Source organism: Massilia sp. BHUDP2 (genome assembly GCF_046236355.1).
Lineage (GTDB): Bacteria > Pseudomonadota > Gammaproteobacteria > Burkholderiales > Burkholderiaceae_D > Telluria > Telluria varians.
Genome location: NZ_JBJUVW010000003.1, coordinates 494,341 through 515,957, shown reverse-complemented (window position 1 = coordinate 515,957; position 21,617 = coordinate 494,341). Strand labels below are relative to the sequence as shown.

The 21,617-nt window shown below is 66.6% G+C and carries 16 protein-coding genes and 1 riboswitch; of the genes, 14 read left to right on the top strand and 2 right to left on the bottom strand.

Annotation, left to right across the window (positions count from 1 at the left end; all coding sequences use genetic code 11):
- Window positions 1-81 precede the first annotated feature (81 nt).
- From metK to metF, 4 genes are all read left to right on the top strand, one after another.
- A complete protein-coding gene (metK, locus tag ACK6C6_RS19000; RefSeq protein ID WP_409268749.1) occupies window positions 82-1,248 on the top strand; it encodes a methionine adenosyltransferase in 1,167 nt (388 codons plus the stop codon).
- 94 nt (window positions 1,249-1,342) lie between these two features.
- A riboswitch (S-adenosyl-L-homocysteine riboswitch) is annotated at window positions 1,343-1,415 on the top strand.
- Window positions 1,416-1,443: 28 nt separating this feature from the next.
- Complete coding sequence (ahcY, locus tag ACK6C6_RS18995; RefSeq protein WP_409268748.1) at window positions 1,444-2,856, top strand: adenosylhomocysteinase; 1,413 nt, start codon at window positions 1,444-1,446, stop codon at window positions 2,854-2,856.
- A gap of 120 nt (window positions 2,857-2,976) precedes the next feature.
- Window positions 2,977-3,333: a phage holin family protein gene (locus ACK6C6_RS18990; protein WP_027868191.1), complete on the top strand. Its 357-nt coding sequence runs from the start codon at window positions 2,977-2,979 to the stop codon at window positions 3,331-3,333.
- On the top strand, window positions 3,320-4,150 hold the full coding sequence (gene metF, locus ACK6C6_RS18985) for a methylenetetrahydrofolate reductase [NAD(P)H] (RefSeq protein ID WP_027868192.1): 831 nt from the start codon (window positions 3,320-3,322) through the stop codon (window positions 4,148-4,150). The genes ACK6C6_RS18990 and metF overlap by 14 nt, the downstream gene beginning before the upstream one ends.
- Window positions 4,151-4,189: 39 nt before the next feature.
- Here the strand turns inward: metF and ACK6C6_RS18980 are convergent, their stop codons facing one another.
- Window positions 4,190-4,726 carry a 5-formyltetrahydrofolate cyclo-ligase gene (locus ACK6C6_RS18980; RefSeq protein WP_409268746.1) on the bottom strand — a complete coding sequence of 179 codons (537 nt, stop codon included), beginning with the start codon at window positions 4,724-4,726 and terminating at the stop codon, window positions 4,190-4,192.
- 215 nt (window positions 4,727-4,941) lie between these two features.
- Between ACK6C6_RS18980 and ACK6C6_RS18975 the strand changes: the two genes are divergently transcribed.
- The 6 genes from ACK6C6_RS18975 (at window position 4,942) to ACK6C6_RS18950 (ending at window position 12,196) form a co-directional block, all read left to right on the top strand.
- Window positions 4,942-6,861, top strand: a complete 1,920-nt coding sequence (locus ACK6C6_RS18975) for a transglycosylase SLT domain-containing protein (RefSeq protein ID WP_409268745.1) — start codon at window positions 4,942-4,944, stop codon at window positions 6,859-6,861.
- 36 nt (window positions 6,862-6,897) lie between these two features.
- The gene (locus ACK6C6_RS18970) at window positions 6,898-7,875 is read left to right on the top strand and encodes a complex I NDUFA9 subunit family protein (protein ID WP_409268743.1); all 978 of its coding nucleotides are present in this window, start codon (window positions 6,898-6,900) and stop codon (window positions 7,873-7,875) included.
- A 29-nt stretch (window positions 7,876-7,904) separates the two neighbouring features.
- A complete protein-coding gene (locus tag ACK6C6_RS18965; protein ID WP_209589915.1) occupies window positions 7,905-8,624 on the top strand; it encodes a glutathione S-transferase family protein in 720 nt (239 codons plus the stop codon).
- 2 nt (window positions 8,625-8,626) lie between these two features.
- Window positions 8,627-9,859, top strand: a complete 1,233-nt coding sequence (locus ACK6C6_RS18960; RefSeq protein WP_409268742.1) for a multifunctional CCA addition/repair protein — start codon at window positions 8,627-8,629, stop codon at window positions 9,857-9,859.
- A gap of 77 nt (window positions 9,860-9,936) precedes the next feature.
- Complete coding sequence (locus ACK6C6_RS18955; RefSeq protein ID WP_409268740.1) at window positions 9,937-11,484, top strand: DAHL domain-containing protein; 1,548 nt, start codon at window positions 9,937-9,939, stop codon at window positions 11,482-11,484.
- A gap of 55 nt (window positions 11,485-11,539) precedes the next feature.
- Entirely contained in the window at window positions 11,540-12,196 is a 657-nt protein-coding gene (locus tag ACK6C6_RS18950; protein WP_036209189.1) for a GNAT family N-acetyltransferase, read from the top strand.
- Window positions 12,197-12,336: 140 nt separating this feature from the next.
- On the opposite strand, the gene ACK6C6_RS18945 is transcribed toward ACK6C6_RS18950, so the two are convergent.
- A complete protein-coding gene (locus tag ACK6C6_RS18945) occupies window positions 12,337-12,852 on the bottom strand; it encodes an Lrp/AsnC family transcriptional regulator (protein WP_027868200.1) in 516 nt (171 codons plus the stop codon).
- Between the two features lie 205 nt (window positions 12,853-13,057).
- Between ACK6C6_RS18945 and ACK6C6_RS18940 the strand changes: the two genes are divergently transcribed.
- From ACK6C6_RS18940 to ACK6C6_RS18925, 4 genes are all read left to right on the top strand, one after another.
- On the top strand, window positions 13,058-16,612 hold the full coding sequence (locus tag ACK6C6_RS18940) for an indolepyruvate ferredoxin oxidoreductase family protein (RefSeq protein ID WP_409268738.1): 3,555 nt from the start codon (window positions 13,058-13,060) through the stop codon (window positions 16,610-16,612).
- 197 nt (window positions 16,613-16,809) lie between these two features.
- A complete protein-coding gene (locus tag ACK6C6_RS18935) occupies window positions 16,810-18,372 on the top strand; it encodes a S41 family peptidase (RefSeq protein WP_409268737.1) in 1,563 nt (520 codons plus the stop codon).
- A 111-nt stretch (window positions 18,373-18,483) separates the two neighbouring features.
- Window positions 18,484-20,244: a M14 family metallopeptidase gene (locus ACK6C6_RS18930; protein ID WP_409268736.1), complete on the top strand. Its 1,761-nt coding sequence runs from the start codon at window positions 18,484-18,486 to the stop codon at window positions 20,242-20,244.
- 117 nt (window positions 20,245-20,361) lie between these two features.
- On the top strand, window positions 20,362-21,612 hold the full coding sequence (locus tag ACK6C6_RS18925; RefSeq protein WP_409268735.1) for an O-antigen ligase family protein: 1,251 nt from the start codon (window positions 20,362-20,364) through the stop codon (window positions 21,610-21,612).
- Window positions 21,613-21,617 lie beyond the last annotated feature (5 nt).

Genomic DNA, 21,617 nt, shown 5'->3' with positions numbered 1-21,617 from the left:
AGCGGAATATAAATGTCGCTAAAGCGTCGCAGGCAACCGTTGCTGCGGCAAGTACTTAACACAGCAGTAACCGGAGCCACCATGTCCAACGACTACCTCTTCACTTCCGAATCCGTTTCCGAAGGCCACCCCGACAAGGTCGCCGACCAGATTTCCGACAGCATCCTCGACGCCATCCTGGAACAGGATCCGCGCGCCCGTGTCGCCGCCGAAACCCTGTGCAACACCGGCCTGGTGGTGCTGGCAGGTGAAATCACCACCCACGCCAACGTCGACTACATCCAGGTAGCGCGCAACACCATCAAGCGCATCGGCTACGACAACACCGATTTCGGCATCGACTACAAGGGTTGCGCCGTGATGGTCTGCTACGACAAGCAGTCGCCGGACATCGCCCAGGGCGTGGACGAAGGCGCGGGCCTGGATCTGGACCAGGGCGCGGGCGACCAGGGCCTGATGTTCGGCTATGCCTGCGACGAGACCCCGGAACTGATGCCGGCCGCCATCTACTACTCGCACCGCCTGGTCGAGCGCCAGTCGCAGCTGCGCAAGGACGGCCGCCTGCCATGGCTGCGTCCCGACGCCAAGTCGCAGGTCACCCTGCGCTACGTCGACGGCCGCCCGGTCGCCGTCGACACCGTGGTCCTGTCGACCCAGCACCACCCGGACGTGACCCACTCGCAGATCGAAGAAGCGGTCATCGAAGAGATCATCAAGCCGGTCCTGCCGCGTGAATGGCTTGGCGGCACCAAGTTCCTGGTCAACCCGACCGGCCGCTTCGTCATCGGCGGTCCGCAGGGCGACTGCGGCCTGACCGGCCGCAAGATCATCGTCGACACCTACGGCGGCGCAGCCCCGCACGGCGGCGGCGCGTTCTCGGGCAAGGATCCGTCCAAGGTCGACCGCTCGGCAGCCTACGCCGCGCGCTACGTCGCCAAGAACATCGTGGCCGCCGGCCTGGCGCGCCAGTGCCAGGTGCAGGTCAGCTACGCGATCGGCGTGGCCCGTCCGATCAACATCACCGTGTACACCGAAGGCACCGGCCGCATCTCGGATGAAAAGATCGCCCAGCTGGTGATGGAACACTTCGACCTGCGCCCGAAAGGCATCGTCCAGATGCTCGACCTGCTGCGCCCGATCTACGCCAAGACCGCCGCCTACGGCCACTTCGGCCGCGAAGAGCCGGAGTTCACCTGGGAGCGCACCGACAAGGCGGCGCTGCTGCGCGCCGAAGCGGGCCTGTCCTAAACCGTGGCATCTCGCCCAAGACCTGACGGTCGCGGGCGGGGCCGGTGAACAACAGTGGCGGCCCCATGGCGCCGCCACTCGTGGTAAACTCACCGATTCCGAGGAGCGTTGCGACGAAGATTCCCATCTTCGCCAGGCTCGGATATCAGCAACCGCGCTCACGTTACTTTTTTCAACCATTGAAAGGAGGGCGTGATGAGCGCCGTACTCAAAGACATCAACGATTTCCACGTCGCCGACATCTCCCTGGCAAGCTGGGGCGAGAAGGAAATCCGCATTGCAGAAACCGAAATGCCGGGCCTGATGGCGATCCGCGAGGAATACGCTGCTGCCCAGCCGCTCAAGGGCGCGCGCATCGCCGGTTCGCTGCACATGACCATCCAGACCGCGGTCCTGATCCGCACCCTGGAAGCCCTGGGCGCCCAAGTGCGCTGGGCATCGTGCAACATCTATTCGACCCAGGACCACGCCGCCGCCGCCATCGCTTCGGTCGGCACCCCGGTGTTCGCCGTCAAGGGCGAAACCCTGGACGAGTACTGGGAATACACCCACCGCATCTTCGAATGGCCGGGCGACAACCATGCCAACATGATCCTGGACGACGGTGGCGACGCCACCCTGCTGCTGCACCTGGGCGTGCGCGCTGAAAAGGACATCTCGGTGCTGGACAAGCCGGGTTCGGAAGAAGAAATCTGCCTGTTCAATTCGATCAAGGGCCGCCTGGCACGTGATCCGGCCTGGTACTCGAAGCGCCTGCCGTGCATCCTCGGCGTGACCGAAGAGACCACCACCGGCGTGCACCGCCTGTACCAGATGCACCAGGAAGGCAAGCTGGCCTTCCCGGCGATCAACGTCAACGACTCGGTCACCAAGTCGAAGTTCGACAACCTGTACGGCTGCCGCGAATCGCTGGTCGACGGCATCAAGCGCGCGACCGACGTCATGGTCGCCGGCAAGATCGCCGTCATCGCCGGCTACGGCGACGTCGGCAAGGGCTCGGCCCAGGCCATGCGCGCCCTGTCGGCGCAAGTGTGGGTCACCGAGATCGACCCGATCTGCGCCCTGCAGGCCGCGATGGAAGGCTACCGCGTCGTGACCATGGACTACGCCGCCGAACACGGCGACATTTTCGTCACCTGCACCGGTAACTACCACGTCATCACCGAGCAGCACATGCTCAAGATGAAGGACCAGGCGATCGTCTGCAACATCGGCCACTTCGATAACGAGATCGAAGTCGCCGCACTGAAGAAGTACGAGTGGGAAAACATCAAGCCGCAGGTCGACCACGTGATCTTCCCGGATGGCAAGCGCATCATCCTGCTGGCCGAAGGCCGCCTGGTGAACCTGGGCTGCGGCACCGGTCACCCGTCGTACGTGATGAGCTCCTCGTTCGCGAACCAGACCATCGCCCAGATCGAACTGTTCGCCAACACCGACAAGTACCCGGTCGGCGTCTACACCCTGCCGAAGCACCTGGACGAGAAGGTCGCCCGCCTGCAGCTCAAGAAGCTCAACGCCCAGCTGACCACGCTGACCGAAGAGCAGGCCGCCTACATCTCGGTGAAGCAGGAAGGTCCGTACAAACCGGACCACTACCGTTATTAATCAATAGGTAGTCGATGCGGGCGCTGCGTTTTCCACGAACCAGCGCCCGTTTTTTCAACAGCCGGGCGTTTCGTCACCCGCAAGCGGTGGGAATGCCCGCGTACCACGAAAGTCGATACGATGCGCTTGCTCATTACCTGGCTGATCAATGCCGTGGCCCTGATGGCCCTGCCGTTCCTGATGTCCTCCGTCGCCGTCACCAATTTCACGACCGCGCTGATCGCTGCGCTCGTGCTCGGGCTGGTCAATACCCTGATCCGTCCCATCCTGGTGATCCTGACCCTGCCGGTGACGGTGGTGTCGCTGGGCCTGTTCATCCTCGTCATCAACGCCTTCCTGTTCTGGCTGGTGTCGCAGTGGATCGACGGGTTCAATGTTGCCGGATTCTGGTCCGCCTTCATTGCAGCGATTTTGTACAGCATCATTTCGTGGGCGCTTTCTACCTTGCTCCTCAAAGACAAAGATGGAAACTCCTAATTTCAGTATCGAGTTCTTCCCCCCGAAGACCGGGGAAGGCGCGGAAAAGCTGCGCGTCGTGCGCCAGAAGCTGGCAGAGCTGCAGCCCACCTATTTCTCGGTGACCTTCGGCGCCGGCGGCACCACCCAGCAGGGCACCTTGCAGACCGTGCTCGAGATCAAATCGGCTGGCCACGAAGCGGCCCCGCACCTGTCCTGCGTCGGCGGCACCCGCGAATCGCTGCGCGCCATCCTGCAGCAGTTCCAGGACAATGGCATCCGCCGTGTGGTGGCGCTGCGCGGCGACCTGCCGAGCGGCTATGGCGGCGGCGGCGAGTTCCGCTACGCCAACGAGCTGGTCGAGTTCATCCGCAAGGAAACCGGCGACTGGTTCCATATCGAAGTGGCGGCCTATCCGGAAATGCACCCGCAGGCCCGTTCGCCCCAGGACGACCTGCAGGCCTTCGCGCGCAAGATCCAGGCCGGCGCGAATTCCGCCATCACCCAGTATTTCTACAACGCGGACGCCTACTTCGATTTCATCGACAACGCCCGCAAGCTGGGCGTGGACGTGCCGGTGGTGCCGGGCATCATGCCGATCACCAACTACACGCAGCTGATGCGCTTCTCGGACATGTGCGGCGCCGAGATCCCGCGCTGGGTGCGCAACAAGCTGGCCAGCTTCGGTGACGATACCGCCTCGATCAAGGCCTTCGGCCTGGACGTGGTGAGCAGCCTGTGCGAGCGCCTGCTGGCGGGCGGTGCGCCGGGGCTGCATTTCTACAGCATGAACCAGGCGGCGGCGACCACCGCGATCTGGCAGCGGCTGGTGAAGTAAGCCTTGTCATTCTGGCGTGGCCGGCGATGCCGGCCACGTTTACAGTTCCGTAACGATCTCGTCGAGCGGGATGTCATACTCCCCGATCTCGAATTCCGCCAGCTGGCACGCATACGCGATACCCAGCGTCCTCGGACGCGGCTGCGCCGCCAGCGTCCTGTCGTAGAACCCGCCCCCATACCCCAGCCGGTAGCCGCGTGCATCGAAACCCAGGCAGGGCACCAGGAGCGCATCCGGCCTGTCCATCATCCGCAATTCCGCCGGCACCGCCACGCCCAGGCTGTCCGCCACGGTCGGCTCGCCCGGCACCCATTCGGCAAATCCGAGCGCTGTATCGCGCGCCAGCACGACAGGCAAGGCCAGCCGTACGCCTGCGTCCGCCAATTCCGCGTAGGCTGGACGCAGGTCGGGCTCGCCCGCCAGCGGCCAGTACACAGCCAATGCAGCACCGGGATTGGCATGCCACCATGCCAGCACGCGCGCCCCGATGCGGTCGTCCCAGGCAAGCCTGGTGGCGTGGTCGATGGCGCGGCGCCGCTCCTTGAGCGTCCGGCGCAACTGTGGCTTATCGAGCATGGCACTTGTGCCTGCTTCTGGTAGTAGCCCGGGGGCACATGGTATTCTTGATTCGCCGGTCATGGTTTGAATGCAGCGTATATTGAGAGTTGTGGATGTTTCAATCGAGATTGACAACCGGCTCGCTGCCGGTCGCCCTTGCTGTTGTGTTTTCATTGTGGACGCTGTCTTCCGGCACAGTCCACGCAGAATCTGCGCCGCAGGCCGTACCGCCGGTGCCATCCGGCGCACCGACCGTGCCGGGCGCACCCGGCGCCCCGCCGGCCCAAGACAATCGTGCCGACGACGACACCTTCCTGTTGCTGCGCGAAGCCGCGCGCCAGAATGACGCCGCGCGCACCAATGCCCTCGCATCGCGCCTGCCGCCCGACTATCCGCTGGCGTCCTATGTCGACTATTATCGTCTGAAACCCAGGATGAGCGGCGCCGGCGCCAATGCCACGGCCGAGGAAATCCGCGAGGTGCTGCGCCGCCACGAGGGCACGGCCGCCGCCGAGCTGATGCGCAGCGAGTGGCTGCTCGAACTCGGGCGCCGCGGCGACTGGGCCACGTTCGAGCGCGAAGTCGGCCAGCTGGCCGGCAGCAACCTGCAACTGCGCTGCTATACCCTGCTGGCGCGCGCCAGCCGCGGCGAAGCGGTGGCGCAGGAAGCGCGCGCCGTGCTGCTCAGCCCGGCTAATTACGGCGAGGCCTGCGCCGCCCTGATCGCGCAGCTGGCGCAAAGCCGCCAGTTCAGCGAAGACGACCTGCTGTGGCAGCTACGCCTGGCGGGAGAGGCCAATGCCACCGGTCCGGCGCGGCGCGCCGCCGCATTGCTCGGCGCCTCCGACACCCGCGCCGCCCAGGCGGTGGACACGCCGGCGGTGGCGATGGCGCGCGGCATCGGCAAGACCCGCGCCGAGCGTGCCGTCTACCTGGTGGCGGTCGGCCGCATGGCGCGCACCAGCCTCAAGCTGGCCACGGTCGCCCTGGAAAAGAACAGCCCGCAATTGAGCGCGCAGGAACGCGCGACCGGCTGGGCCAGCATCGCGCACGCCGCCTCGATCGCCTTGTCGCCGGACGCCGCCACCTACTGGCAGCGCGCCAACGGCATCCAGCTCACCAATGAGCAATTGCAGTGGAAGACCCGCATCGCCCTGCGCCGCGGCGACTGGAAAACCGTGCGCGCCACCATCGAGGCGATGCCGCCAAATTTGCGCGCCGACAGCGCCTGGGTCTACTGGCTGGCGCGCGCCGACAAGCACGATGGCCGCATGGCGGAGGCGAATGCCGGTTTCGAGCGCATCGCCAGCCAGCACCATTTCTACGGCCAGCTCGCGCTGGACGACCTCGGCCGCCAGGTGGTGGCGCCGCCGCCGGCCCAGCCGATCAGCAACGAAGAACTGGCATCCAGCAATGCCAACCCGAGCCTGCAGCGCGCCCTGAAGTTCTACGCCCTGCGCCTGCGCGCCGACGGCAACCGCGAATGGAACTGGGCGCTGCGCGGCATGTCTGACCGTCAGTTGCTGGCTGCCGGCGAGATCGCCCGCCGCAATGATTTGCTCGACCGTACCGTCGAAACCTCGCTGCGCACGCGTACCGAGCTCGACTACGCACAGCGTTTCCCGGCGCCGCACCTGGACGTCCTGCACCCGACCGCGCAGGGCCTGGGCCTCGATAAGGCCTGGGTCTACGGCCTGATCCGCCAGGAATCGCGCTTCATTACCGATGCGCGTTCCGGCGTCGGCGCCTCCGGCCTGATGCAGGTGATGCCGGCCACCGGCAAGTGGGTGGCGGCCAAGATCGGGATGGACAATTTCGTGCACAGCATGCTGAACGACTTGCGGACCAATATCACGCTCGGCGCCAACTACATGAACATGGTGCTGGAGAACTTCGACGGCGACGAAATCCTCGCCACGGCCGCCTACAATGCCGGGCCCTCGCGCTCGCGCGCCTGGCGCGGCGTGCTGGACCAGCCGATGGAAGGGGCGATCTTCGTCGAATCGATCCCGTTCTCCGAAACCCGCGGCTACGTGCGCAACGTGCTGGCCAACGCCACCAACTACGCCGCCATGTTCGAGAACAAGCCGCAGTCGATCCGGACGCGTTTGCGTCCCGTGCAGCCGCGCGAGCGGGCGTCCATCCTCCCCTGACGCACGGGGCCCCCGGCCCCAATGAAGGAGGCGGTCATGCGCGATGCGAACGTGGTGGTCATCGGCGGGACGGGTTTCATCGGCGGCCACCTGCTGGCGCGCCTGGCGGCGGACGGCGTCGGCACGCTGGTCCCCGCGCGCCATTATGAAACCGCCAAGCAGCTCACCACCTTGCCCTACCTCGACCTGGAGGTGGCCGACATCCACGACGACGCCACGCTGCGTCGCCTGCTGGCCGGGCACGACGCCGTCATCAACCTGGTCGGCGTGCTGCACGGCGGCCATGGCGATCCCTACGGTCCGGTGTTCCGGCAGCTGCACGTGGAGTTGCCGCGCCGCATCGTCCGGGCCTGCGCCGAGCTGGGCGTGCCGCGCTACCTGCACATGAGCGTCCTCGGCGCCAGCCACACTGGCGGCATGTACATGCCGTCCTCGATGTACCAGCGCTCCAAGGCCGACGGCGAGCTGGCCGCGCGCAGCGAGCCGAATGTCTCCGCCACCATCTTCCGTCCCTCGATCGTGTTCGGGCCGGGCGACCATTTCCTCACGGTCTTCGCCAAGCTGCAGCGCCGTTTCCCGGTGCTGCCGCTGGCCTGTGCGCAGTCGCGCCTGCAGCCGGTGTACGTGGAAGACATGGCCGCCGCCTTCGCCGTGGCGCTGCGCGAACCGCGCACGCGCGGCGCCGTCATCGAGCTCGGCGGCCCCCAGGTGTACACGCTGGCCGAGCTGGCGCACCTGGCCGGGCGCTACGCCGGCCATGAACGCCAGGTGCTGGCGCTGCCCGACTGGGCCGCACGGCTGGAAGCCAGGCTGTTCGAGCTGCTGCCGGGCGAGCCGATGATCAGCCGTGACAAGCTCGATTCCATGAAAGTGGATAATGTGGTCGATCCGCTAACGCAAGCCTTGACAGCGGAGGCACTCGGAATCAAGCTGACGTCGCTCGAAGCCGCCGCGCCGCACTACCTGGCGCCGGAAAGTAGTCTGGATCACTACCGCGAGCACGCAGGCCGCTGATTTCTCATACCGACTCACTACAGGACACCATGCAGACCATCGAACTCGACCCGACCCTGTCTTCCACCCTCGAGGCAGCCCGCCAGCCGGGCCTGACCCTCGTCATCGGTAACAAGAACGTGTCGTCGTGGTCGATGCGGCCCTGGGTGGCCGCGGTGGCGTTCGGAATTCCGTTTACCGAGATCCGCGTCCTGCTCGACAAGCCCGACACCGCCACCAATATCGCGCGCTATTCGCATGCGGGCCGGGTGCCGGTGCTGCTGGCCGGCGAAATGACGATCTGGGACAGCCTGGCCATCGTCGAATACCTGGCCGAGCAGTTCCCGGACAAGCACATGTGGCCGCAGGACGTCGCTGCGCGCGCCATGGCGCGCTCGATTGTGGCCGAGATGCACTCGGGCTTTTCCGAACTGCGCAGCGCGATGTCGATGAACATCCAGGCGCGCCTGCCGGGACGCGGCCGCACCCCGGGCGCCCAGGCCGACATCGGCCGCATCTGCGAGATCTGGGAAGACTGCCTGTCGCGCTTCGGCCACCACAGCTTCCTGTTCGGCGACTTCTCCATCGCCGACGCCTTCTACGCCCCGGTGGTGTGCCGCTTCAAGACCTATGGCGTGGCGCTGGCGCCGGCGCTGCAGGCCTATTGCGAGCGCGTGCTGGCCCACCCGGCGGTGGCGCGCTGGGTCGACGAAGCGATGCGCGAGATCGATCCGACCCCGCAGCACGACCTCGACCTGCCGCAGGAATGACGATGCGCAGCTATGTGGTGGGCGGGGCGGTGCGCGACGAGCTGCTGGGACGTCCCGTCACCGACCGCGACCACGTGGTGGTCGGCGCCACCCCGCAGCAAATGCTCGAGCTGGGTTTCCGCCCGGTCGGCAAGGATTTCCCGGTTTTCCTGCATCCTGACACGCACGAGGAATACGCGCTGGCGCGCACCGAGCGCAAGACCGCGCCGGGCTACCACGGCTTCGTGTTCCACACTTCGCCGGACGTCACCCTGGAAGACGACCTGGTGCGGCGCGACCTGACCATCAATGCCATGGCGCGCGCGGACGACGGCAGCATCGTCGACCCCTACAACGGCCAGGCGGACCTAGAGGAGCGCATCTTCCGCCACGTTTCAAACGCCTTCGCCGAAGACCCGGTGCGCATCCTGCGCCTGGCGCGTTTCGCCGCGCGCTTTCCGGACTTCCGCGTCCACGATTCCACCCTCGCGCTGATGCGCAGCATGGTCGAAGCAGGGGAGGTCGACGCCCTGGTGCCCGAGCGGGTCTGGCAGGAGCTGTCGCGCGGGCTGATGGAAGAACGTCCGTCGCGCATGTTCGACGTGCTGCGCGACTGCGGGGCACTGGCCCGGATCCTGCCCGAACTCGACGTCCTGTGGGGCGTGCCGCAGCCGCCGCTGCACCATCCGGAAGTCGACACCGGCGTGCACATCATGTTGGTGATCGACTATGCGGCCTCGCAAAAGCATCCGCTCGAGGTGCGCTTTGCGGCCCTGGTGCACGACCTGGGCAAGGGCGTCTCGCCAAGCGAAACCTGGCCGGCCCACCACGGCCACGAATTCGAAGGCATGAAACTGGTCACGGCCGTGTGCAAGCGCCTGAAAGTGCCCAATGAATGCCGCGACCTGGCCCTGATGACGGCGCGCGAGCACGGCAACGTCAGCCGCGCCCTGCAGCTGCGGGCCAACACCATCGTCACCCTGTTCGAGCGTTGCGACGCCTTCCGCAAGCCGGAACGCTTCGCCCAGATGCTGCTGGCCTCGGAATGCGATGCGCGCGGACGCGGGCATGAGGAGCACCCGCTGCGCTTCGAGGACTATCCGCAGCGGCCGTATCTGCTGCGCGCGCTGGAGGCGGCCCGCGCCGTGAACGCCGGCGAGGTCGCGGCGCGCTATGCCGAAAAACGCGACAAGATCCCCGAAGCGGTGCACGCGGCGCGGGTCTCGGCCGTCAAAGCGGCGTTAAGGGAACCGTAAAACATCTACGGTGCACGACTGTTCCGCAAGCTTTTGCTATGCTCTCCGGATAACAACATGATGTAACGGAGGACAAGATGGTTGCCGTGCTGGCGCAGCGCGTAGCGAGCTTGAAACCGCGTCGCCGCCTGCAACTCGCCGGCCTGGCGGTGCTGGTGCTGGCCTTGCTGCTCGCCTTTCTCTATATCCGCTCGGAAGCGACCGATCCCGAGGTGCGCAACGACGTGATGCTCAACCTGCGCGAGCTGGAAAAGCTCGACGCCGAATGGGATGCCAACATCCTGCGCGCCCATATTGGCCGTGCACCAGCCACTGCGCAATTGACCACCCAGCTCCCGCGCATGCGCGATCTGCTGCAGCGCCTCGGCGAGGCGCTGCCGGAAGCCGCCAGCCCGGCCGTGAACACCGCCTACACCCAGCTGCGCGACGCCCTGCAGCGCAAGGAGCGGATCACCGCCCAGTTCGCGCGCCACAACCCGCCGCTGCGCGAGGCATTGAGCTTCCTGCCGCCGGCCGTGGCCGACCTCAAGACCGAGCTGGGCGGCATCGAGGGCGCGCTGGCGCCGGCGCGCCTGGTGGTCCGGCTGGACGCTTCCCTGAACGACCTGTTGAGCGAGATCCTGCGCTACAACGTCGCGCCCCGTCCGGCGCTGGCGGCGCGCATCGAGGAGATCCTGGGCGACATCGCGGCCCAGGAGATCGCCTTCTCGCCCGCCGTGGTCGAGAAGATGGACGCCATCATCAGGGCCGCGCGCGTGATCCTGGAAAAGCGCCCGCTGGAAAACCGCCTGGAAGCCCAGATCGCCGCCTCCGGCGTGAGCGCCGCGCTCGACCGCCTGGGCCGCGAGTTCGACCGCTCCTTCGACGCCAAGCTGGCGGTGCGCGAGCGCTACCGCAGCTACCTGTTCGCCTATTCGGCCATCCTCCTGATGCTGCTGGCCTACGCCGGCATGCGGCTGCGGCGCAGCTACCGCATCATCGGCGAGGTCAACCACCGGTTGCAGGCGGCCAACGAGAACCTCGAGCACCGCGTGGCCGAACGCACCGCCGAGCTCGAATCCCAGTCGAAGCAGCTCGAGCGCCTGGCCCAGCACGACAGCCTGACGGGCCTGATCAACTACCGCCAGCTGACCCGCCTGCTCGAGCGTGCCTTGGCCCGCGCCACCCGCCGCGATTCGGTGGTGGTCGTCATGTTCATCGACCTGGACGGCTTCAAGGCCGTGAACGACACCTACGGCCACGCCACCGGCGACCTGGTGCTGCAGATGGTCGCGCGCCGGGTGCAGGAAAAGCTGCGCGCCGAGGACGCGCTGGCGCGCCTGGGCGGCGACGAGTTCGTCATCATGCTGGAAGAGGTCGCCTCGCGCGAAGGCGCGCTGCGCGTGGCCCAGCTGGCGCTCGACCAGATCAAGTCGGTCACCGAGGCGGACGGCAATCCGGTCCGGATTTCGGCCAGCATCGGCATCTCGAGCGCGCGCGGCTCGCTGGGCGCGGCGCGCGGCTCGGCGGCGCTGCTGGCCGAGGCCGACAAGGCGATGTACGAGGCCAAGCAGGCGGGCAAGGGTGTGTTCGTTGTCAGTCCGGCATCGCAGTGGATCGTTCCGGGACTGGACGGCAAGCAATAGCAGAATCCGCTACAATCCGACGTATGCTGCACTGCACAAAGTAAGGATGTTGGACATGCTGGACAATTCCCTGTTCCGTTGGCTGAAGGGCCTGGGCGGCCGCCGCAAGGACGGCCGCCCGACCGTGCTCGTCAAGGAACTGGGCGAGCGCGACCGCCGCCGCATCCTGCGCCACTTCCTGGCGCTGGACGACAAGGACCGCTTGCTGCGCTTCGGCAGCGTCATCCCGGACGATGCCATTACCAAGTACGTCGAGAAGCTCGATTTCAGGCACGACATCGTGTTCGGCGTGGTGAACCGCGTGTTCCAGCTGGTGGGCGTGGGGCACCTGGCCTTCGCCAAGGCCGGCGAGGGCAAGCCGACGCAAAAGGAACGGGTGGCCGAGTTCGGCGTGTCGGTCTCGAAGTCGGCGCGCGGGCAGGGCGTCGGCTCGCGCCTGTTCCAGCGCGCGGCGATCCACTGCCGCAATGCGGACGTGGACACCCTGTACATGCAGTGCCTGACCTCGAACCAGACCATGATGCACATCGCCAAGAAGGCGGGCATGGAGATCAAGCGCGAGTACGGCGAGGCGGACGCCTACCTGCAGCTGCCGCCGCCGAGCCCGGCGAGCGTGATGGCGGAGGCGCTGGAGGAGCAGTGGGCGGTGATCGATTACACCGTCAAGGCGAATGCCCGGGCGGCGGTGAAGTGGCTGACGCCGAAAAAATGACGTTTTTCGTAGGGTGGACGGCTTCGCCGTCCGCGCGTTCAAACCCTGTGGGAACGGCCCGCTCCCTGGCATTCAACGTCCGCTGAACGCGCGGACGGCGTAAAACAGTCCACTGGACTGTTTTACCGTCCACCCTACGTTCATCCGGCTACCGGCAGCGCCGTGGTCTCTTTGATCCTCTGCAGCGCAAAACTCGACTTCACATCCAGCACCGCCGGATGCTTGAGCAGCGTCCCCATCATGAAGCGCGAGAAGTGGTCCATGTCTTCCACGTGCACGCGCAGCAGGAAATCCATCTCCCCCGTCATCGCGTAGCAGGCCACTACCTCCGGCCAGGTTCCCACCGAGATCGCGAAATCGTTGCGCGGCGAGGTCGCCGGCAGGCCCGGGGCGCCACGCGCGCCGCCGGCCACTTCGCTATGCTTTTCCAGCCGCACGTTCACATAGGCCAGCAGCCCGAGCCCGATCTTGTCCGGATCGACGAGGGCCACGTACTGGCGGATCACGCCCGCTTCTTCCAGGCGCTTGATGCGGCGCAGGCAGGGAGACGGGGACAGGTTGACGCGCTCGGCCACGTCCTGGTTCGACAGGCGGCCATCGGTCTGCAGTACGGACAGGATCTTGCGGTCGGTCTTGTCGAGCTCGATTTTTGACATGTTTTCCTCGGTGGATTCGCGAACCCGGCAATTTTATTGCGCAAATCATCTGGCGGGGGGAATTGTTTGGAATTTAATGCCGGAGGGCCGGGAATATACTGTGCGCATGATGGATCAGGCCGGCAGAACCCGGCCCCGCGCGTCCAGATGGCCACCAAGAGCCGCAGCGCGCCCCGCATCCTGGCGACATTAACGGAGACACCGCATGAACGCACCCCTGGCGCGCGCCAACCTGGCGCTACCGCAGCACGACATCACTCTCGACGACAAGTGGACGCTCGAACGCGGCCGTGCGTTCATGACCGGCACCCAGGCCCTGATTCGCCTGCCGATGCTCCAGCGCGAGCGCGACCAGAAGGCCGGCCTGAACACCGCCGGCTACATCACCGGCTACCGCGGTTCGCCGGTCACCGCCGTCGACCAGACTGCGATGAAGGCGAAGAAGCACCTCGACGCCCACCACGTCAAGTTCCACCCGGGCATGAACGAAGACCTGGCGGCGACCGCCGTCTGGGGCACCCAGCAGACCAATCTGTACAAGGACGCCAAGTACGACGGCGTCTTCGCCATGTGGTACGGCAAGGGCCCGGGCGTGGACCGCTGCGGCGACGTTTTTAAACACGGTAACAACGCGGGTTCCTCGAAGCACGGCGGCGTGCTGGTGCTGGCCGGCGACGACCATGCGGCAAAATCCTCGTCCACCGCGCACCAGTCCGACCACATCCTGACCCACTGCGGCATCCCGGTCCTGTACCCCTCGTCGGTGCAGGAATACCTGGACTTCGGCCTGCACGCCTGGGCCATGAGCCGCTATACCGGCCTGTGGGTGTCGATGAAGTGCGTCACCGACATCATCGAGTCGGGCGCCGTGGTCGACCTGGACCCGGACCGCGTGCAGATTGTCACCCCCACCGACTTCGAACTGCCGCCGGGCGGCCTGAACATCCGCTGGCCGGATGCTGTGCTGGACCAGGAAGTCCGCATGAGCAACTTCAAGTGGTATGCCGCGCTGGCCTATGCGCGCGCCAACAAGCTCAATCGCATCATCTGGGACAGCAAGAAGCCGAAGATCGGCATCATCACCGCCGGCAAGAGCTATGTCGACACCCGCCAGGCCCTGGCCGACCTCGGCATCGACGAGCAGGCGGCCGCCGATATCGGCCTGCGCCTGTACAAGGTCGGCATGACATGGCCGCTCGAATCCGAAGGCGTGCACGAGTTCGCGCGCGGCCTGGACGAGATCCTGGTGGTGGAAGAGAAGCGCCAGGTGATGGAATACGCCCTCAAGGAAGCCCTGTACAACCTGCCGGACGGCGAGCGTCCGCGCGTGGTCGGCAAGTTCGACGACACCGGCGAATGGAGCAACAAGGACCGCATGGGCCACGGCGACTGGCTGCTGCCGGCCACCTACGAGCTGAACCCGGCCCAGATCGCGCGCGCCATCGCCTCGCGCATCTCGCACTACTGCGCCGGCCACCCGGTCGAGCAGCGCGTGAAAGAGCGCATCGCCTACCTGGAGAACAAGGAACTGGTGCTGAAGTCGATCCCGGCCAAGGCCAATCCGGAAACCGACCGCATCCCTTACTTCTGCTCGGGCTGCCCGCACAACAGCTCGACCAAGGTGCCGGAAGGCTCGCGCGCCATGGCCGGCATCGGCTGCCACTACATGGTGCTGTGGATGGACCGCGAAACCTCGACCTTCACCCACATGGGCGCCGAGGGCACGACCTGGATCGGCCAGTCCCCGTTCACCGACGAAAAGCACGTGTTCGTGAACCTGGGCGACGGCACCTATTTCCACTCGGGCATCCTGGCGATCCGCGCGGCTGTGGCCGCGAAGGTCAACATCACCTACAAGATCCTCTATAACGACGCGGTCGCGATGACCGGCGGCCAGAACGTCGACGGTCCGCTCGACCCGGGCATGATCACGCGCCAGATCGCCGCCGAAGGCGTGCGCCCGATCATCGTCGTCACCGACGAGCCGGAAAAATACCCGGACGATTACGCCTGGGCCGAAGGCGTCACCGTGCGCCACCGTTCCGAACTGATGGACGTGCAGAAGGAACTGCGCGAGATGCCGGGCGTCTCCGCCGTCATCTACGACCAGACCTGCGCCTCCGAGAAACGCCGCCGCCGGAAAAAAGGCGAGTTCCCCGATCCGGCCAAGCGCGCCGTCATCAACGAAGCCGTGTGCGAAGGCTGCGGCGACTGCTCGGTGCAGTCGAACTGCCTGTCGGTCGAGCCACTGGAAACGGAACTGGGCCGCAAGCGCCAGATCAACCAGTCCTCGTGCAACAAGGATTTTTCCTGCGTCTCCGGCTTCTGCCCGAGCTTCGTTACCGTCGAGGGCGGCGGCCTCAAAAAGCCCAAGAAAGCGGCAACGTCTGAAGCCGCGCCGCCGACACTGCCGATGCCGGCCATCCCGTCGATCGCCGAACCCTTCGGCATCCTGATCGCCGGCGTCGGCGGCACCGGCGTGGTCACCGTCGGCCAGATCCTGGCGATGGCGGCCCACGTGGAAGGCAAGGGCGCCGTGGTGCTCGACCAGTCCGGCCTGGCCCAGAAGGGCGGCCCGGTGATGTCGCACGTGCGCCTGGCCGAACACCAGGCCGACCTGCACTCGACCCGCGTCGGCACCGGCAGCGCGGACCTGGTGATCGGCTGCGACCAGATCGTCACTGCCGCGCGCGATGCGCTGAGCCGCATGGGCGAGGGCCGCACCTGGGCCGCCGTCAACTCGACCGGCGCCACCACCGCGGCCTTCGTCAAGAACCCGGACTGGCAGTTCCCGGCCGAGGGTTCGAAGGGCGCGATCCTGCAGGCCTGCGGCGCCGACAACGTCGATTTCGTCGATGCCGGCAAGATCGCCACTGCCCTGATGGGCGACGCGATCGCGACCAATATGTTCATGCTGGGTTACGCCTTCCAGAAGGGCCGCGTGCCGCTGCAGGAAGCCTCGCTGCTCAAGGCGATCGAACTGAACGGCGTCTCGGTGCCCTTCAATAAAGCCGCCTTCAACTGGGGCCGCACGGCCGCCCACGACCTGGCCTCGGTGAAGAAGCTGGCCACCCCGGCCCAGGTAATCGAGTTCAAGCGCAGCGAAAGCCTGGACGACGTCATCGCCCGCCGCGTCGAGCTGCTCACCGCTTACCAGGACGCCGCTTACGCCGCCAAGTACAAGGCTTTTGTGGACCAGGTGCGCGCCGAAGAGGCCAAGCTGGGCAAGGGCAGCCGCCTGGCCGAAGCCGTGGCGCGCTACTTCTACAAGCTGATGGCCTACAAGGACGAGTACGAAGTCGCCCGCCTGCATACCGACCCGATTTTCCGCGTCAAGATCGCCAACATGTTTGAAGGCGACATCAAGCTGAAATTCCACCTGGCGCCGCCGCTGCTGGCCAAGCACGACAAGGAAGGCCGCGCGCTCAAGAAGGAATACGGTTCGTGGATGATGGGTGCGTTCGGCGTGCTGGCCAAGCTGCGGCGCCTGCGCGGCACCCCGTTCGACGTGTTCGGCTACACCGCCGAGCGCCGCACCGAGCGTGCGCTGATCGGGCAATACCGCCAGACCGTGGAAGCGCTGCTGCCGCAACTCACCGCCGAGAACCTGGCGCAGGCGGTGGCGATCGCCAGCATCCCGGAAGACATCCGCGGCTACGGCCACGTGAAGGAGCGCCACCTGAAGGCCGCCAAGCAGAAGGAAGCGGCCCTGGTCGCGGCCTTCCACGCGTCGGCCGCCGGCGCCCCGCGCGCCGCATAAGCGGGCCGCGCTTGACAGGAGAGAACAAGGCCGGAAAAACCGGCCTTGTTCGGCCGCCTCGTCGACTCTTGTTTTTCTGAAATTCCCCTTAGCATTTCTTGTTGTCCATCAGACCCAACTGTTACAGTTGGTTGCACTCCAGCCCGATTCGCGCGTCTATAATCGATTGCATGAGACCGCCATATGCACATGGTCGTTTGTCGACCGCTCCCCGCCTGATTGCGTCGCTGTGCGCCGCAGCCTTCGTCCTCGCCGGATGCGGCGGCGGCGGCGGTTCGCCCGGCGCCGGCCAGACTTCGCAGCAGCCGCCCCCGACGACTACCCCGACCAACCCGACTCCGCCGACCGGCGGGGCGTCGCCGGAAGACCTCAATCCGAATCTGCTGGGCGAAGCCTTCAGCACCTACTGGAACCTGTGCGCCAAGCCGCGCACCGGCCTGGACACCGAAGGCAAGCCCTTCCCGGACCGCCAGGGCACGCTGCTCGACGAGCTGAAGTTCCTGCGCGCCTGGTCGAACCAGTACTACCTCTGGTACAACGAGATCCCGAATACCTACCGGATGGCGGATTTCACCAACCCGATCGACTACTTCAACGTGCTCAAGACGCCGGTCCTGACCGCGTCGGGCCAGCCGAAGGACAAGTATCACTTCACCTATGCCACCGAGGAGTGGGAAAAGGAGCAAAACTCCGGAATCGAACTGGGCTACGGCGTGACCTGGAAGCGCAACAGCGCGACCGTCCCGCGCACCTGGCTGGTCGCCATGGTGGAACCGGGTTCGCCGGCGGCGGCTGCCGGCCTGCGCCGCGGCGACATGCTGCTCAGGGTGGACGGCGTGGACTTCGTCAACGGCGGCACCTCGGACCAGGTCAACAGGATCAATGCCGGCCTGTTCCCCGAGACGGCCGGCGTGGCGCACCAGTTCACCCTGCAGCGCAGCGGCAGCACCTTCGACGTCTCGATGCTTGGTGCGGACGTGCGCATCGATCCGGTCAAGCACGTGCAGGTGCTCGATACCCCGACCGGCAAGGTCGGCTACCTGAGCTTCGAGACCCACAACCAGGTGTCGGAGAAGGAGCTGGTGGACGCCTTCACCACCCTCAAGGGGGCCGCCGTGAGCGACCTGGTGCTCGACATGCGCTACAACGGCGGCGGCCTGCTGTACATCGCCAGCGAGCTGTCCTACATGATCGCCGGTCCCGAGCAGACCAGCGGCAAGATCTTCGAGCGTCCGCAGTACAACGACAAGACCCCGCAGCAGCCGGCCATTCCGTTCCGCAACACGGCCTACGGCTTCAGCTCGCCGAATCCGGTGCGCGCGGGCACGCCGCTGCCTTACCTGGGCCTGAAGCGCGTCACCGTCCTGACCACCTCGAGCACCTGCTCGGCCAGCGAAGCCGTGATCAACGGCCTGCGCGGCGCCGACGTCCAGGTCGACGTGATCGGCAGCACGACCTGCGGCAAGCCCTACGGCTTCACGCCGGTGCCGAACTGCGGCACCACCTATTTCTCGATCGAGTTCAAGGGCGTGAACAACAAGGGCTTCGGCGACTTCTCGGACGGCCTGGCGCCGACCTGCCAGGTGGCCGATGACCTGTCGCGTCCGCTCGGCGACCGCAGCGAAGGCCTGCTGGCCGCAGCGCTCACCTACCGCGAGACCGGCACCTGCCCGCCGGCCAGCCGCGCGCGCCAGGTGCCGATGGAGATCGTGCGCCATCCAGCCAAGGAAATTTCGATCTACACGAAGCCGCGGCAGTAAGATTCGCGCACAAAAAAAGAGCCCGGCCAGCACTGCTGCCGGGCTCTTTTCATTCTGGAAACAGGTCTATAATCGTCGGCTTTGTCACCCGCTTGATTGTGGAGTTTCCTGATGATCCGTTCCGCCCTGCTGCTGGCCCTGCTGGCTGCCGTTCCCTTCGCCCATGCCGCCCCCGACCTGACGACCGTCTCGGAGCGCTCCGGCTTCCAGGCCACCGGCCGCTACGATGAAGTCATCAAGCTGTGCGGCGACTTCCAGAAGGCCTATCCGAAGCAGGTGAAGTGCATCGAGTTCGGCCGCACGCCGGAGAACCGCCCCATGCTGGCGCTGGTCGTCTCGAACACCGGTGCCTTCACGCCGCAGCTTGCCAAGAAGCAGGGCCTGCCGGTGACCCTGATCCAGGGCGGCATCCACGCCGGCGAGATCGACGGCAAGGACGCCGGTTTCCTGGCCCTGCGCGAAACCTTGAACAACAAACTGGCGAAGGGTGCATTGGACAAGCAGGTCCTGCTGTTCGTCCCGGTATTCAACGTCGACGGCCACGAGCGCTTCGGCAAGTGGAACCGCCCGAACCAGCGCGGCCCGGTCGAGATGGGCTGGCGCACCACCGCCCAGAACTACAACCTCAACCGCGATTACGTGAAGGCCGACGCACCCGAGATGCAGGCCATGCTCAAGCTGGTCAACGCCTGGGACCCGCTGACCTACGTCGACCTGCACGTGACCGACGGCGCCAAGTTCCAGCACGACGTCTCGATCCAGGTCGAGCCGGTCTATTCGGGCGATCCGGAATTCCGCAAGGCCGGCCTGGCCCTGCGCAGCAAGGTCATCGCCGACATCGCCAAGCAGGGCTCGATGCCGCAGTCCTATTACATGTCCTTCGCCAAGACCGACGACCCGCAATCGGGCTTCATCGACAGCGTCTCGGACCCGCGCTTCTCGACCGGCTACTTCCCGCTGCGTAACCGCATGGCGATGCTGGTCGAGACCCATTCGTGGAAGGATTACCCGACCCGCGTACGCGTGACCCACAACACGGTAATCTCGGTGCTCGAGCAGGTCGCGCAGAACGGCAAGGCCTGGCAGCAGGCTGCCCAGGCCGCGGACGCTCGCGCCGCCCAGCTGGCCGGCGCCCCGGTCGCGCTGACCTACCGCACCACCGACAAGACCGAGATGGTCGACTTCCAGGGTTACGAATACACCCGTACCCCGTCCGAGGTGTCGGGCATGCTGATGACCCGCTACGACGAGAGCAAGCCGCAGGTGTGGCGCGTACCGCTGCGCGAGGAAGTGGTGCCGGACCGCGTGGTCAGCGCACCGCGCGCGGGCTACATCGTGCCGGCCGCCTGGGCCGACATCGTGGCCAGGAAGCTCACCCAGCACGGCATCGGCTTCCGCAAGCTGGACAAGGCAATCGCGCAGGCGAGCGTCGAAACCTTCCGCGCCGACAAGGCGACGTTCGGCGCCACTTCGCTGGAATCGCACCAGCGCTTGAGCGTCGACGGCAACTGGAAGACGGAACCACGCGCCGTACTCGCCGGTTCGCTGTACGTGCCGGTGAACCAGCCGAAGGCGCGCCTGGTGGTGGCGATGCTGGAGCCGCAGGCGCCGGACTCGCTGCTGGCCTGGGGCTACTTCAACAACGCCTACGAGCGCAAGGAGTACATGGAAGAATACGTGGCCGAGGACGTGGCGCGCGAGCAGATGGCCGCCGACCCGGCGCTGGCCGCCGAATTCAAGCGCCGCGTCGACACCGACCCGGCCTTCGCCAAGAACCCGCACGCGCGCCTGGACTTCTTCTACAAGCGCCACGCCTCGTGGGACGAGCGCCACAACCTGTACCCCGTCTACCGCACCGCCACCGCTCCCTGAGCGTTCCCCCTGCGCTTGATCCGAAATACGATACGGATCAAGCGCAGGGCGTGCGCCGTCCCCCGGGCGGCGTCGATTCGCTAGACTGCCAGGGTCGCCGTCATTCTTCGCCCTGCAATGCGTGCCTGCCGTGTTTCCCTCCAGCCCGGCATCCGCGCCGCAATCGCGACGCTGCCCGTCGTCTTCCTCCTGTCCAGCCTGGTCAACGGTTTCGGTATCGGCCTGGCCGCCTTCCTGTTCCTCGGCATTGCACTCTGGCAGTGGCGCGCCAGCCGCGCGGTCTTGGTGCGCGACTGGCCGGCCCTGCGTCTGGTCGTGCTCGCGTTTGCCGCCTATGCCGCCTATGCGCTGTTCCTGCACCTGGCGCGCGCCACCGGCTGGAACACGGTCGAGGCGCCCCTGCGGATGCTGCTCGCCCTGGCCATCGTGCCGGTACTGCGGGTGGCGCAGCTTGACGCGCGGCCGTGGTGGCATGGCGCCTGCGCCGGTGCGCTGGCCGCGGCCGCCCTGGCGGCCTGGGAACGCTGGGGCGCCGGCTTCGAACGTGCCGGCGGCTTCCTCAACCCCATCGTGTTCGGCAACCTGGCGCTGGTGCTGGTGCTGGTGGGGCTGGCGTCGCTGCTGGACCCGCGCGTGCGCCGGCACTGGTGGTGGCCGGCGGCCGCCGCGCTGGCGGGAGCCGCCGCCTCGCTGCTGTCCGGCAGCCGCGGCGGCTGGCTGGCCCTGCCGCCGGCCTTCCTGCTGCTGTGGACCCAGCGCCGCCACATCCCGCGTGTCGTGCCGGGCGGTCTTGCGCTGGCCATCGGCGCGCTGGTCGTGCTGGCCTATGCGGTGCCGGCCACCGGGGTCAGGGCGCGGGTCGAGGTGGGCCTGAGCGACCTGCGCCTGTACGTGGATGGCAATCCCCTGCCGACCTCGCTGAGCATCCGTCTCGAGCTATGGAAGGCGGCCGGCATGCTGGCCAGCGAGCGCCCGCTGGCCGGCATCGACACGGCCGCCTACAAGGCGCAGATGCGGGCCTGGATCGCCGAGGGCCGGCTCAGCCCGGCCGTGTTCGCGCCGCCGGAGCCGCCGCACCTGCACAATGACGCCCTGCAGGCCCTGGTGACGCGGGGCCTGCCTGGACTGGCCTGCTGGCTGGCGATCATCTTGGTACCGCTATGCTGGTTCGGGCGGCGCCTGCGCCATGCCGCCAGCGGAGAACAGGCGGCGCCGGCGCTGGCCGGCCTGCTGGTGGTCGTGAGCTATGCCATGGCGGGACTGAGCGAGGTGATGTTCTGGTCGATGAAGGCAAGCCTGCTGTATGCCATGCTGGTGTTCGCCTTCATGGCCTGCTGCCTGCAGGCCGCGGATCCGCCCCGCAGGTAGGCCTC